Consider the following 12,618-nt stretch of genomic DNA (forward strand, 5'->3'; position numbering starts at 1 on the left):
CAATTTACCCCATGAACACGCCGAAAATTCTCGATGGAAAAGCCGTAGCCGCCGCAGTGCTCGACGAGTGCCGCGCCGAAACCGCCGAACTTCTCGCCAAAGGCATCCAGCCCGGACTGGCCGTCGTGCTCGTCGGCGCCGATCCCGCATCGCAGGTCTATGTCGGATCGAAGGCCCGCACCTGCGCCGAACTGGGGTTCCACTCGGTGAAGATCGAACTGCCTGCGGAAACCACTCAGGAAGAACTGCTCCAGGTCGTGAAAGACCTCAATGCGGACCCGAAGGTCCACGGCATCCTCGTCCAGTCACCTCCGCCGAAACACATTGATGAGGAAGCCATCATCCGCGCCATCGATCCGCGCAAGGATGTGGACGGATTCCACCCGGAAAACGTCGCCAAGCTCGTGCTGGAAGATCCCACCGGCTTCGTCCCCTGCACGCCGGCGGGCTGCATGAAGCTATTGGAAGTTTCCGGCATCGACACCAATGGCGCGGAAGCCGTCGTCATCGGCCGCAGCATGATCGTCGGCAAGCCGATGGCGCTGCTGCTCGTCGCGAAAAACTCGAACGCCACCGTCACCATCGCCCACTCCCGTTCGAAAGATCTGCCCGGCATCTGCCGCCGCGCGGACATCCTCATCGCCGCCGTGGGCCGCCCTGAGATGGTGAAAGCGGATTGGGTGAAACCCGGCGCCGTCGTCATCGATGTCGGCATCAACCGCGTCGAGGATTCCTCGAAAAAATCCGGCTACCGTCTGACCGGTGACGTCGCTTATTCCGAGGTCGCTCCGCTCACCTCGGCCATCACCCCCGTCCCCGGCGGCGTCGGCCCGATGACCATCGCCATGCTGATGAAGAACACGCTGCAGGCGGCGAGACAGTTCGGGGTGTGAAACCACAATCCCGGCGCGGATGGTGCCGGTGTCAGAACAAACTCACCCATGCGCCTCGCCGTCATCAATCTCGTCGGACTGTCCAAATCGCTGCTCGGACCTGACATGCCGGGGATCACCCGGTTCGCTGAAAAGAACGGGATGCAGTCCTACAAGCCCGCGTTCCCGGCGGTGACCTGCACGGCGCAGTCGTCCATCGTAACCGGGACTTCACCGGGAAAACACGGTGTGGTGGCGAACGGATGGTATGACCGGGAGAACGCGGAGGTGCGTTTCTGGAAACAGAGCAACCACATCGTGCGCGGCGAGAAGCTGTGGGACAAACTGCGGCGGGAGATCCCCGGCTTCACTTGCGCGAAGCTTTTCTGGTGGTACAACATGCACTCCACGGCGGATTTTTCCATCACGCCGCGACCTCTCTATCCGGCGGACGGCAGGAAGGTTTTCGACGTGCACACCCAGCCAATGGGAATGCGCGAGGAGTTGAAAAACGATCTCGGACCGTTCCCGTTCCAAGCGTTCTGGGGACCCGGCTCGGGGATCGCGTCGTCCGAGTGGATCGCCGCCTCCGCCAAATGGGTGGAGGAGAAGCACTCGCCCACGCTGAGCCTGGTTTATCTTCCGCACTTGGACTATCCTCTTCAAAAGGACGGACCCCTTGCCGCGAACATCCCCGACGAGTGCCGGAAAATCGACAAGGTGGCGGCGGACCTCATCGACTTCTACGAGTCGCGCGGCATCCGCGTGCTGGTTTTGTCCGAATATGGAATTTCCCCGGTCTCGAAGGTGATCCACCTGAACCGCCTGTTCCGGGAAAAAGGCTGGATCCAGATCAAGAACGAACTGGGACTTGAAACCCTGGACTGCGGTGCGTCGAAGGCGTTCGCCATCGCCGATCACCAGGTGGCGCACGTGTATGTGAATGATCCGGCGATCCGCTGGGAGGTGAGGAAGTTGTTAGGCAACACACCGGGAATTGACGAGGTGCGCGAGGTCACGGATGACTGGCCGGAGGGCGTGGCGACGGAGCGGGCCGGAGACTTCATCGCCGTGGCGGCGGCGGACGCATGGTTCACCTATTATTTCTGGAATGATGACGCGGTGGCGCCGGATTACGCGCGGACCATCGATATCCACCGCAAGCCGGGCTACGACCCGTGCGAGCTCTTCGTGGATCCCGCGATCAAACACCCCAAACTGCGCATCGCGAAATTCCTCCTGAAGAAAAAGCTCGGGCTGCGCGGGTTGCTCGACGTGATCCCGCTTGATGCCTCGCTGGTGAAAGGTTCCCACGGGCGCGACCACGTACCCGCGGACGAACGCCCTGTGCTGCTCGGCACCGCATTTCCCGTGAAAACGGCGCAGGATGTCCACCGCGCGATCATGGAGGCGGCGCGCCAGTAGGCAGCCGGCATGAATGGAAAAACCCGGAAAACGGAGCATCCTCCTTTTCCCGGGTTTTTGAAATCCACGCCACCGGATCACCGGTGGCGCTATGACCACCTCACACCCCCTGTTCAGCGGGCATAGACGACCACCGCATGTTCATCGTAACGCACCTTGGCTCCCGTTTGGTCGGTGAGGTACTTCATGACGGCCCTCGCGGGCATGTTCTTGAGATTGAGGGAGATTTTCTGCCCGGCGAGCTGTTGCTTCGGATCTTCAATCACGAAGTTCGGCGTCACCTGCTGTTTGCTTTCCTTCTCGATGATGAGACCGAGCGCGGTGATGGCCTCCTGAAGGGTGGCCTGATCCAGTTGGAAGGCCGGAATCAACACCGAGCCGAACTTGTCCTCGCGTGCCTTGGCGGCGATCCTGGGAGCGTTGATCCTCAACTGTCCGAGGCTGTAACGTGCGTTGGCGTGATTCGGGTTCAGTTGAAGCGCCTGATTGTAGAATTTGCCGGCGGCTGCGGCATCACCGGCTTTTTCAGCGGCGACACCGCTTTGATAGGCGGAGTCGGCGGTGGGTGCGGCGGCGGCCGGAGTTTCAGCGAATGCCTGTGAAACCAATGTGCATGCGACAACGAGCGTGATGATTTTTGACATGGTAGTGTGGGTTTTCAACCAATGGCATCACTAACACGTCTCCCCGGAATATTCAATAAGGAAGTTGGAGAGAAAACGACCTGTCCGTCGCTTGCGGAACAAGCCCGCCGGATGATTCCGGAGGGGGCGGAAGCCCCGGCCCGTCTCTCCAGACAGGCCGGGTTCCAGACTACTTGGCGACCGTGCCGGCAGGGTCCGGAGTCGTGCCCGGCGCAGGAGCCGCATCGGCCCCCGGAGCGGCGGGAACGCCTTCCGGGGTCAGGGCGGACTTGGGCTGGATGAGCTTCTTGAACTCCTCGCCCCATTCACGGGCGGAGGGGTGGTTGATGTATTTTTCCAGGTGCGCGAGCATGCGGACCGAAGCCCCGCTCTCGTCACCGTAGGTGAAGAGGTCCACCTCCATGTCCCACTGGAGCTGGGGAAGCTCGTTCTCGATGAATTCGAGATACTCGGGAGTCTTCATGTCGTCCGCCATGGCGATACGCTTTTCCTCACGCTCTTCCCCTCTTCTCCGCGGCTCCGCGGACCAGAACTCCTGTTTCACGGTTTCCTGCTGGATACGCTTGATCCAACCGGCCCGCAGGCTCGCAAGCCCGGTGGGTGTGCGATAGGGAGGGAGGAGCATGTTGTCGTAAATCGCGTCGATGGCGATGGGAGACAGAGACCATTTTTCAACCTTCACGTGGTTGATGTCATAGGCGCGTGCGAAAACAGTGGAGGTGACGGACTGGCTGAGGATCTGCTGTTGGTATTTCAGCTTTTCAGAGTCACGGAAGATCGAGTCCACGGTTTCCTGAGCCTCACGAACCAGCCTCGCGCGGTCCGGTTTCACGGATGCGGCTTCGAGCGTGAGCATCAGCCAGCGGAGCTGGTAACGCAACGCGAGGCGCAGGCCGGGATCTGAAAGTTTCTCCCCCTGCTGGCGCTTCCATTCGCGGAAGTCCGCCGCACGCTTGTGGACGTCCTCGAAGTCCACCTTTTCCATGCAGTTGAAGTAGAGCTCGATGGCGGCTTCGTCGCTGCTGAGGGCGTTCCGGAAAGCGGTGATGGCGAGCCTGAACCTCGCATCCACCCTGCCTTCCGCAGCCTCACGGATTTTTTCCAGATTCTCCAACAACGTCTCTCGGTCCGCTGAGGAAAGTGACTCCGCACGCAGTCCGGGAAGGACCAGAGCGGAACAAACAAGGAGAATGGGCACTCGCATGGGGATTGTCATCTCAGATCATACGCAGCGGGCCAAGGCGGAAGAACAACTATTTTCAGGGAAAAACGCGGTGGAGGGGATTTTGTTTACGCGCTTGGAAATTCGGGATTCCGGGGCATGTTGGCGGCGTCACCTGCCCCCATTCATGAATCCTGCTTTTCGACGATTGCTGGCGCTCACCGTTGTTTTTGTCACCGCGTTCGCCGCGGTCACCGTCCTGCGGACGTACCGCGCGGGCGGCGACCTGCGGAGCCTGATCCCGGGTTTTTCAAACAAGACCGGGGAATTCAAACCCGAGAAATTCACCCTTCCCGAACAACCTCCGCTGGACCTCGGTGACGTGGAGCTGCTTTCAAGGCTCAACAATGAGTATGCCACGCTGACGGAAGTCGTTGTCCCGTCGGTGGTCAGCATCGACACCACCGGGGTGCGCACCGAGCGCTTGTTCGATGTCTGGGGCGGCACCCAGTCCCGGAACCTCCCCACGCAGGGCCAGGGCTCCGGCGTCATCGTGACCAGCGAGGGCCACGTGGTCACGAACCACCACGTCATCGCCGGGCAGCAGAGGATCCAGGTGACGCTCCATGGCGGCAAGACCTACACGGCCCATCTCATCGGCGAGGACACGTTGCTGGACATCGCCGTCCTGAAGATCGATTCGAAGGAAACGTTCACCCCTCTGAAGATGGGGGACTCCTCACAGGTGAAGGTCGGCCAGATCGTCATGGCGATCGGGAACCCCTTCGGCCTCGGCGAAACGGTCACCCAAGGCATCATCTCGGCGAAGGAACGCTCGCTTTCCGACAACCAGCGCGATCTTTTCCAAACGGACGCCGCCATCAATCCTGGCAATTCCGGCGGCCCTCTGGTGAACCTGCGCGGAGAGATCATCGGCATCAACGTGGCCATCTACTCGCCGGACAAGCAGAACCCCGGCTTCCAGGGCGTGGGATTCTCCATTCCCTCCAACGACGTGAAGGACTCGCTTTTCCAGATCCTCGAGCGCGGCCGTCCCATCCGCGGCTATCTCGGCATCAACCAGGTTCGGGATGTGGACGCGATGGTCCGCTCGGTCCTGCAATATGATGGTCCCGGCGGAGTCGCGGTGATCGGCATCCTGCCCGGCTCTCCGGCACAGACCGCCGGCCTGCAATACGGCGACATCGTCGAATCGGTGAATGGCGAGAAAATCAGGACCGCACAGCAGCTGATTTCGCTCGTCCAGAGGGCAAAGGTAGGCCAGACCCTCGGCATCGACATCTGGAGAAAAGGCAACACACAGGAACTCAAGGCGACCATCGCCGAAGCCGGGGCCACCGCCCTCGCCCCCCCGCTTCCGCTCGATCCCTCGGCCCAAGGACGCGCCCGCGAACCCAGGGAAATCCTCCAAGCGCTGGGCATCCAGGTGCGGGATCTGTCGGTGACCGAGCGCATGCGCGGCTATTCCGGAGCCGTGGTCACCAATCTTCTTCCAAGCGGCTTGGCCGCGGATCTGCTGAAGCCGGGTGATCTCATCTACGCCGTGAACCAATCCCGCGTCAGCAATGCGAACGAATTTTTCCTTTCCCTAGCCGCCTCCGCCGCCGTGCGGGACACCACCCTCAACATCGTCCGGAACGGTCAGATTTCCAAAGTGAACCTGCCCGCGCTGCCGCCTGACGAATGACGGGTATTGGTGAAATTAACCCACTCCCACCAGCGTTTCAACACCGCCTCAAATGCATCCCCGCTCGAAACTCCCTTACTTCTTCCTGGGCCTCGCCGCCCTGCTCGCCACCTCCGCCGTGGTCATGCTGGCGACCCGCCTCAGGGTGAAAAATCCCGAGCTTCCGCCCGCCGTCCCGACGCAGGCGGCGGAACCGGTCGCTCCGCCGAAAATCGAAGGTCTCACCGAACCGGCCAAGCCTGAGGACCCGGACAAGGTTCTGGCGGACCTCGGCATCGGCGTCGCCGCCGCGGATCCCGCCGTGCTCGTTTCACAAATCGCCACCGCGCTTGAAGCCGGGGATCTCGCGAAAGTCGCCCGTCTCATCGGCAAGGACGCGCTTGATCCGGAAACCACCGCCAAGCTGAAACTCATGGCTTCCACCCCGCTGCGGCTGCGCCAACCGGACGGCGTGCGCGAGGTGGGCGAACTCGAACTCAACGCCCGCTCCCGCTGGGCTCTGGAACTCGACGGCGCGCAACCCGGCCGCGACAGTATTTTCCTCGACCTCCGCCGCCTCAACGGGAGATGGGCCGTGGAACGGCTCACGCTGCCGCCCGGCCCAGGCGAACCGATCCCGAAGGCTGTCTTCGCCGACTCCCTCGGGGTGGCTGATGCATTTCTCCAGGCGGTGCTCAGGCAGGACTTTGAATTCGCGAGGGATTTCGTCGATCCCGCCACCGTCTCTGACGCGAAGATCGCCGGCCTTTGCATCTTGTTCGAAGAAGGCGAATACCGCATGCGGAAAACCAAACCGCTGCGCTCCATGTTCCAGCGCGAGGATACCGTCGGCTATCTTGCGAATGTGGAAACAAAAGACGGGAAACAATCCGCGCAGTTCGGCATCAACATGATCCAGCCTCCCACCCCGTCGAACTGGATCGTTTCCGAAATCAACCTCAACCAGCTCCTCGCCGATTACGCGCGCCGTGTGGCGGGTGGTGACATCTATTACTCTCCCTTGGTGAAGAATCCCGCCGGCGGCGACACGCTGGCACTCTACTTCGAGTTCGACGAAGATGAGATGAACCCGCGCACACGCCGCCAGTTGGAAATCGTCACCATGATTCTCAAGGCGGATCCCGGGAAAAAAATCACCCTCAGCGGCCACACCGACGCCCTCGGGACGGAGGATTACAACAACAGCCTCTCTACCCGCCGCGCGGACGTCGTCAGGGACTATCTCAGCAAAGCCGGTGTTTCACCCTCCCAGATTGTTACTGTGGGGAAAGGGGCCAGCCAACCACGCCGTCCGAACATCACCGAGAGCGGCATGGACAACCCCGAGGGCCGCCGCGCGAACCGTCGCACGGAGATCTATCTGGATTTCTGATATCCATAACTGCATCCAGCCTTGCGTGCGGAACGCACGACATGATCGTGCAGAAACGTGATCCGTTATTGTAAATTTAAATGCTTTTTAAATGCTATATGTGTAAAAAAAGTTGAATGACATGTCTCCCGGTCGTGTCTATCCTACACAATCCGATAAAAGGAGGTACACATGCATTTACATCGACACAAAATCCAAAGCGCGTTGGCGGCCGTCATCATGGGGGGCGCTTTTCTTGGAGCCGGCATCTCGAACGCCCAACCCGACACCGATACCCAGGGGGCCGAAGTGCTCACCCGCGGGCCGGTACACGAGGCATTCGCCGGAACCATCAGTTATGATCCCGAACCCGGCGTGTTTGTCGACCGACAACCACCGGTGCTGATCGAGGAGGTGCCGCCCGAGCAGCGGCTCGAGGGTGACAACGTCACCTGGATACCGGGCTACTGGGCATGGGATGACGATCAGAACGACTTTTTATGGATCAGCGGGATCTGGCGGAATCTGCCGCCGGACCGGGAGTGGGTTCCCGGCTATTGGGCCGAAGCCGAAGGCAGGTGGCAATGGACCTCGGGATATTGGGAGGATGCGGACACCACGGAAGTTTCCTATCTGCCCGAACCTCCGCGCACGTTGGAAACAGGTCCCAATGTCGAGGCCGCCTCCAATGACCAGACCTGGATTCCAGGCAACTGGGTTTATCGTGAGGAACGCTACGCCTGGAGGCCCGGAACCTGGGTGGGAGCCCGTGAGAACTGGGTATGGGTGCCCGCTTATTATCGATGGACCCGGCGTGGCTATGTTTACGTGGATGGCTATTGGGACTACCCGGTGGTCCGCCGTGGAGTGGTGTTCGCGCCGGTACGTTTCCAACCCGCCTATGTATCGCGCCCGAATTTCACTTATTCGCCGCTCACCGTCATCAGTCTTGCGGTCTTCAGCAACCACTTGTTCCTGAGGCCCAGCCACAATCACTATTATTTCGGCGACTACTATGAGCCGAGGTATCGGGACCGTGGATATTATGCCTCCTATTCCTACAATCGTGGACGCCGCGGGTATGATCCTTTCTACGCACACGACCGCTGGGAGCACCGCGGCGACCGCGAGTGGGATCGCAGGCGTCAGGAGTATTTCGAATTCCGCCGCGACAACCGGGACGCCCGTCCTCCCCGGACATGGGCCGCACTGACTTCCCGGCCACAGGGGGACCGCGATCGTGACCGCGACCGCTATGACATCGCCGAGCGGTTCGACCGCGTTACTGGTGACCGCAAGGACGGCCGCCAACGTTTCAAGGCCGTGGATAAGAACGAAAGGGAGCGTTACATTTCCCAAAGGCAGGAGATCCGCAAATTCGGCCGTGACCGTGAACAGCTCGAGGTCCGTGGCAAAAATGCGCCGGAAGGCCCTGAGCGCAGCGCCGCCGAATCAAGGAAGCAGAAGGTGAACCGCTCTCCTGTCCTGGCGAAAAAATCCGATCGATCCGACAAGGACGGCGGGCCACCGGCACGAGTCCAAGCCCGGGCATCGGAGAAGGATGACAATGTTCGTGAAGGAAACCGTCAGGATCCCGCCAAAGGCAAACCCGGTGAAGGAAAGGAAGGCCGGGAGGGCAGGGAATCGAAGCGCGACGACCAGCCACGTACTGGCGGAAAACCGGAAGGGGCTGAGGAGAAGCGCGACAAGCCGGGCCAAAGACGCGAGGAAGCCCCGGGACGGAAATCCCAGACGGATCCTAATCCGCAACAGAAGGAAAAAGCCAAGGACGCTCCGAAAACCCAGCCGGACCGCAAGACCACACCCGATACCGAACGTGGCAAGCAGGACAACCGGGAGGGGAAACCCCAACAGGGCAACCCCGAACCCAAAGGCCAGGGCGACAACGAACGGAAGACCGACCCAACACCCAAACGCCAAGGGGACAACGAGCGCAAGGCCGACCCAACACCCAAACGTCAGGGAGACAACGAGCGCAAGGCTGATCCCGCGCCCAAGCGCGAGGGGGGCAACGAGCGCAAGACCGACCCGGCACCCAAACGCCAGGGAGATAACGAGCGCAAGGCCGACCCTGCGCCCAAACGCGAGGCAGCACCTCAGCAAAAACGCGAGGCCAATCCCGGCCAAAGGGAAAAGGCGGCTCCCGCCCCGCAACGCAAGGCGGCTCCCGAGCAAAAAACCAACCCCGCGCCAAAACGTCAGACAGCACCCGAACAACCGCAGAAAAAGAAGGTCGAGGCCTCTACCGCCCCCGTCCGCAAGACCGAAGCCCAGCCGAAGCGTCAGGCGTCCGCCGAACGCCCTGCGCAGCGGCCCGCCGCCAGACCTCAACAGCAAAAAGCGCAGTCGTCCACCAAGGGGAAAGATCAGACCGCGGATCGTGAGAAAAAGAAAAAGGACGACCGATGACGGAGCTTGGCCGGCCGGGCCATATCATATAGAAGCAGCCAACCCATGAACCGCAGGACCTTCATCCGCAACACCGCCGCCACATCCCTGGCACTGAGCCAGACCGGTCATTTGCTCGCCGCGCTTGAGCCGGACAACGCCTACCGCAAGAACATCGGCATCCAGCTTTACACGCTGCGGGATGCTCTTGGAAAAGATCCTGCGGGCACTTTGAAACAGGTGGCCGCCGCTGGCTACAAGCAGGTGGAGCTTTATGGATTTCCGGATGCGGATGCCTTGGTTTCCGGCGCGAAGGATGCCGGGCTGGCCATCAATTCCGCCCACTTCCAGTGGGACTGTGTGGTGGATCCGAAGGATGCGGAGCTGTCCGACTTCGCCAGAGTGGTGGAGAAAGCGCATTCCCTCGGTCTTACCGAGCTGGTCATCCCCTATCTGACGGATGGCCAGCGGGGCGGCCTTGATTCTTACAAGAAGATCGCGGCAAATGCGAACAAGGCCGCCGGTATGGCGAAAAAGGCGGGCATCCGGCTTTCCTATCACAACCATAACTTCGAATTCCAGCCCAAGGAAGGCGGGACCACGGGGTATGATATTTTCATCAAGGAATTTTCCCGGGACGTGTTCTTCGAGATCGATGTCTTCTGGGTGAAGGCCGCTGGTCTCGATCCGGTGGAATTGATCACCAAGCTCAAGGGCCGCGTTTCCCAGCTTCATCTCAAGGATCTCAAATCGGGCATCGCCATTCCCTCGTATGCCACGGATGTTCCGCATGACGCGTTCCAGGAACTCGGCGACGGCATCATCGCGATGGAACCCATTCTCTCCGCAGCAAAGGCCGCGGGAGTGAAGCACTGCCATGTCGAGCAGGACCAATCCCCCGACGCGCTCGCCAGCATCCGTCAAAGCATGGATTATTTGCGGAAGTTGTGAGACAACCGATGGCTTTAGTCCCGTAGTAGCGGTGGTTCACGAGTGGGCCGCCCCGATATGCGAGTTCCGATTTTCCTGCTTTTGCTTGCCACCGCCTCACATGCGGAGGATCCCGCTACCGTCGATCGTGCTTGGGTGAATGAGCCTGTTTCCACGTGGCTTTCAAAATTCCAATCGACGACCATCCATCCCTGTCCTTCTGACAAACTCATCCTGGCGGCGTATTGTGAGAGGGAGAAGGAATGGTGGGGGCATATGCGGGTTTTCAAACAATCGGGTGATGGCGTCGAATGGGCCGCGACCTTTCCGAACGAATATATAAAAGGACGCGGGCATCATGTGGTTTCGGCCCGGTGGACTTCATTTCCCATGTTGGAAAATCCGGTGCTGGAACTCATCGAAAGCACCCACATGGGGAATGGGAGCCTATGGCTCCTTGAAATGGACGGCCGGGAACTGCGTCTCCTGCTGCAAGTGAGGGTTTCGGGCCGGTGCTGGAGCGATGAACCTGGTTTTGGAATCCCTCCTCACGGCGAAGCCAGATTCGAAGGGGCGGGCCTGAAGGTGGAATATCTCCAGGCAAACGGGAAGGAAACGACCGTGAAACTCGCCGGATCGCTTGCCATCACGGACATGGAAGGCAACGCGAAACCCTCGTGCGGTTATCAACAGCTGTGCGTATGGAACGGCGAAAAACGGATCTTCGAAACCGGGCGACCCCACAAGGTCGATAGGTAGCGAAGCCATGCCGGATTGTTCCCGAACGCGATCCGTCAGGATTTCCGGCCTTCGTCATACTCGAAGTACTCCGCCATCGTCTCGATCTCGTCGCGATTCTCCAGCCCGCTCTCCCGCTTGCGGCGGATGAGCATTTCGGTGGTGCCATCCTTCCAACCGGCTTTTTTCATGTACTGGTTCCAGACGAAGATGTCGCCTTCGTTCAGCGGGCGGCCGGCTTCAAAACACCAGTTCAGGATCTCCTCATCACCGCCTCCGATCAGGACGCGGGCCTTGAGATCATCGTAATCCACCCGGAGGAAATTCAAGCAACGGCCGTCGAATCCCTTGCCGAGGTTTTCACAAAAATCCTCGCGGAGGTTTTCCGCGGCGTGCAGCCGGATCTTGTCCAGCATCCGGGCGAAATAAACCATGCCGAGGGTTTCCTGATAGGCGGAGAGGGGTGCGGATTTCATGACTTCCGGAGAAGCCTGAGGGATTTCCCTTGTCGTGGCAAGTCCGGCGCCGCACGTCCATCGCGGCTTAATGGGCCGAAAGCCATGGCTTTCATTCATTCCGCCTGGATTGGCAGAGCCTGGCGTTCCTCAATCTCCTCCCGCCTTCCGCGTGCTTCGAGAATCAAGGCGCGGGCTTTCTCCGCCTGGCTCTCCAATACGGCGGCCTGCTCGTCATATTTGGTCGCCTTCGCCCAGCCTGACTTGTCCGGTACCGTCGTGTAAGAGGTCTGATCCCCGTAATTTCTGGTGACACGACGGGTTCTCGAACGCTCGGAGTCAGCCTGACGCCGCAATTGAGCGGCCTCGGCGAGAGCCTCGCTCGCCTTGATCTTCAGGTCCGCGATATAGGCGTCCAATTTTTTGATCTCCTTGTCGTCCGCCGGAGGTTGGGGGCCGTTGGTGACTGGTTTGGATACCTTGGCCGGGAGACGCGGTTTCACCGGCTTTTCCTTGTCTGCAAGTTCGGCCTGTTTTTTCTCCTCTTCTTCCTGCCTGATGCGTTCGCCCTCGGCCTTGGTGGCTTCGCTTTTCACAGCCACCGCCTTTTTCCATTCCGCACGATATTTGGATTGCACCGCGTCAGGAAGATCTCCGTAAGGCACGCGGGCTGTTCCGGCCTCGTGGCGGATGCGGATACCGACATCGTCGTTCGTAAGGACCTCGACCTTGAAGTATTCCCTGCCTCCCCGCGTCTTCAGCGACTCCAGCACTTCCCCGGCAAAGGACAGCGGAGTCATCAGCAGGAGCAACAAGAGGGGGGGCGGAACCGTCGTCATCTGATCGCAACGATCGGTTTTCGATACATCCGGGAGCAAGCTTTTCTTCGTGAAGGCACTGTCAATTTTTGCGAAAAGCTAAAGA

General features: G+C 60.2%; 11 protein-coding genes. 7 read left to right on the forward strand and 4 right to left on the reverse strand.

The window, feature by feature from the left end; genetic code table 11:
• The first annotated feature begins 11 nt into the window (after nucleotides 1-11).
• On the forward strand, nucleotides 12-893 hold the full coding sequence (folD, locus tag JIN84_RS04325; RefSeq protein WP_200349777.1) for a bifunctional methylenetetrahydrofolate dehydrogenase/methenyltetrahydrofolate cyclohydrolase FolD: 882 nt from the start codon (nucleotides 12-14) through the stop codon (nucleotides 891-893).
• Nucleotides 894-941: 48 nt separating this feature from the next.
• A complete protein-coding gene (locus tag JIN84_RS04330) occupies nucleotides 942-2,297 on the forward strand; it encodes an alkaline phosphatase family protein (protein WP_200349778.1) in 1,356 nt (451 codons plus the stop codon).
• Between the two features lie 113 nt (nucleotides 2,298-2,410).
• Here JIN84_RS04330 and JIN84_RS04335 read toward each other — a convergent pair whose 3' ends face one another.
• Together JIN84_RS04335 and JIN84_RS04340 are read right to left on the reverse strand one after the other, a co-directional pair.
• Nucleotides 2,411-2,941, reverse strand: a complete 531-nt coding sequence (locus tag JIN84_RS04335; RefSeq protein WP_200349779.1) for a hypothetical protein — start codon at nucleotides 2,939-2,941, stop codon at nucleotides 2,411-2,413.
• Nucleotides 2,942-3,110: 169 nt separating this feature from the next.
• Nucleotides 3,111-4,145: a hypothetical protein gene (locus JIN84_RS04340; protein WP_200349780.1), complete on the reverse strand. Its 1,035-nt coding sequence runs from the start codon at nucleotides 4,143-4,145 to the stop codon at nucleotides 3,111-3,113.
• Nucleotides 4,146-4,290: 145 nt separating this feature from the next.
• Here JIN84_RS04340 and JIN84_RS04345 point away from each other — a divergent pair, with 145 nt between their 5' ends.
• The 5 genes from JIN84_RS04345 to JIN84_RS04365 all read left to right on the forward strand — a co-directional run bounded on the left by JIN84_RS04345 (nucleotide 4,291) and on the right by JIN84_RS04365 (nucleotide 11,260).
• Nucleotides 4,291-5,811 carry a trypsin-like peptidase domain-containing protein gene (locus JIN84_RS04345; protein WP_200349781.1) on the forward strand — a complete coding sequence of 507 codons (1,521 nt, stop codon included), beginning with the start codon at nucleotides 4,291-4,293 and terminating at the stop codon, nucleotides 5,809-5,811.
• A 52-nt stretch (nucleotides 5,812-5,863) separates the two neighbouring features.
• On the forward strand, nucleotides 5,864-7,183 hold the full coding sequence (locus tag JIN84_RS04350; RefSeq protein WP_200349782.1) for an OmpA family protein: 1,320 nt from the start codon (nucleotides 5,864-5,866) through the stop codon (nucleotides 7,181-7,183).
• Nucleotides 7,184-7,402: 219 nt separating this feature from the next.
• Nucleotides 7,403-9,592 carry a YXWGXW repeat-containing protein gene (locus JIN84_RS04355; RefSeq protein ID WP_200349783.1) on the forward strand — a complete coding sequence of 730 codons (2,190 nt, stop codon included), beginning with the start codon at nucleotides 7,403-7,405 and terminating at the stop codon, nucleotides 9,590-9,592.
• A 45-nt stretch (nucleotides 9,593-9,637) separates the two neighbouring features.
• Nucleotides 9,638-10,522 (forward strand): sugar phosphate isomerase/epimerase family protein, encoded by an 885-nt coding sequence (locus tag JIN84_RS04360; protein ID WP_200349784.1) that lies wholly within the window; start codon nucleotides 9,638-9,640, stop codon nucleotides 10,520-10,522.
• A gap of 369 nt (nucleotides 10,523-10,891) precedes the next feature.
• Nucleotides 10,892-11,260, forward strand: coding sequence for a hypothetical protein (locus tag JIN84_RS04365; protein WP_200349785.1), 369 nt, complete (start codon nucleotides 10,892-10,894; stop codon nucleotides 11,258-11,260).
• A 35-nt stretch (nucleotides 11,261-11,295) separates the two neighbouring features.
• Here JIN84_RS04365 and JIN84_RS04370 read toward each other — a convergent pair whose 3' ends face one another.
• Together JIN84_RS04370 and JIN84_RS04375 are read right to left on the reverse strand one after the other, a co-directional pair.
• A complete protein-coding gene (locus tag JIN84_RS04370) occupies nucleotides 11,296-11,715 on the reverse strand; it encodes a DUF5069 domain-containing protein (RefSeq protein WP_200349786.1) in 420 nt (139 codons plus the stop codon).
• A gap of 95 nt (nucleotides 11,716-11,810) precedes the next feature.
• Nucleotides 11,811-12,494, reverse strand: coding sequence for a hypothetical protein (locus tag JIN84_RS04375; RefSeq protein WP_200349787.1), 684 nt, complete (start codon nucleotides 12,492-12,494; stop codon nucleotides 11,811-11,813).
• Nucleotides 12,495-12,618 lie beyond the last annotated feature (124 nt).

Source organism: Luteolibacter yonseiensis (assembly GCF_016595465.1).
GTDB classification, from domain to species: domain Bacteria; phylum Verrucomicrobiota; class Verrucomicrobiia; order Verrucomicrobiales; family Akkermansiaceae; genus Luteolibacter; species Luteolibacter yonseiensis.

Excerpts from the sequence above, each read along its gene's own strand:
- folD (WP_200349777.1), top strand. The coding sequence starts at position 12 with ATGAACACGCCGAAAATTCTCGATGGAAAAGCCGTAGCCGCCGCAGTG.
- JIN84_RS04330 (WP_200349778.1), top strand. The coding sequence starts at position 942 with ATGCGCCTCGCCGTCATCAATCTCGTCGGACTGTCCAAATCGCTGCTC.
- JIN84_RS04335 (WP_200349779.1), bottom strand. The coding sequence starts at position 2,941 with ATGTCAAAAATCATCACGCTCGTTGTCGCATGCACATTGGTTTCACAG.
- JIN84_RS04340 (WP_200349780.1), bottom strand. The coding sequence starts at position 4,145 with ATGCGAGTGCCCATTCTCCTTGTTTGTTCCGCTCTGGTCCTTCCCGGA.
- JIN84_RS04345 (WP_200349781.1), top strand. The coding sequence starts at position 4,291 with ATGAATCCTGCTTTTCGACGATTGCTGGCGCTCACCGTTGTTTTTGTC.
- JIN84_RS04350 (WP_200349782.1), top strand. The coding sequence starts at position 5,864 with ATGCATCCCCGCTCGAAACTCCCTTACTTCTTCCTGGGCCTCGCCGCC.
- JIN84_RS04355 (WP_200349783.1), top strand. The coding sequence starts at position 7,403 with ATGGGGGGCGCTTTTCTTGGAGCCGGCATCTCGAACGCCCAACCCGAC.
- JIN84_RS04360 (WP_200349784.1), top strand. The coding sequence starts at position 9,638 with ATGAACCGCAGGACCTTCATCCGCAACACCGCCGCCACATCCCTGGCA.
- JIN84_RS04365 (WP_200349785.1), top strand. The coding sequence starts at position 10,892 with ATGTTGGAAAATCCGGTGCTGGAACTCATCGAAAGCACCCACATGGGG.
- JIN84_RS04370 (WP_200349786.1), bottom strand. The coding sequence starts at position 11,715 with ATGAAATCCGCACCCCTCTCCGCCTATCAGGAAACCCTCGGCATGGTT.
- JIN84_RS04375 (WP_200349787.1), bottom strand. The coding sequence starts at position 12,494 with ATGACTCCGCTGTCCTTTGCCGGGGAAGTGCTGGAGTCGCTGAAGACG.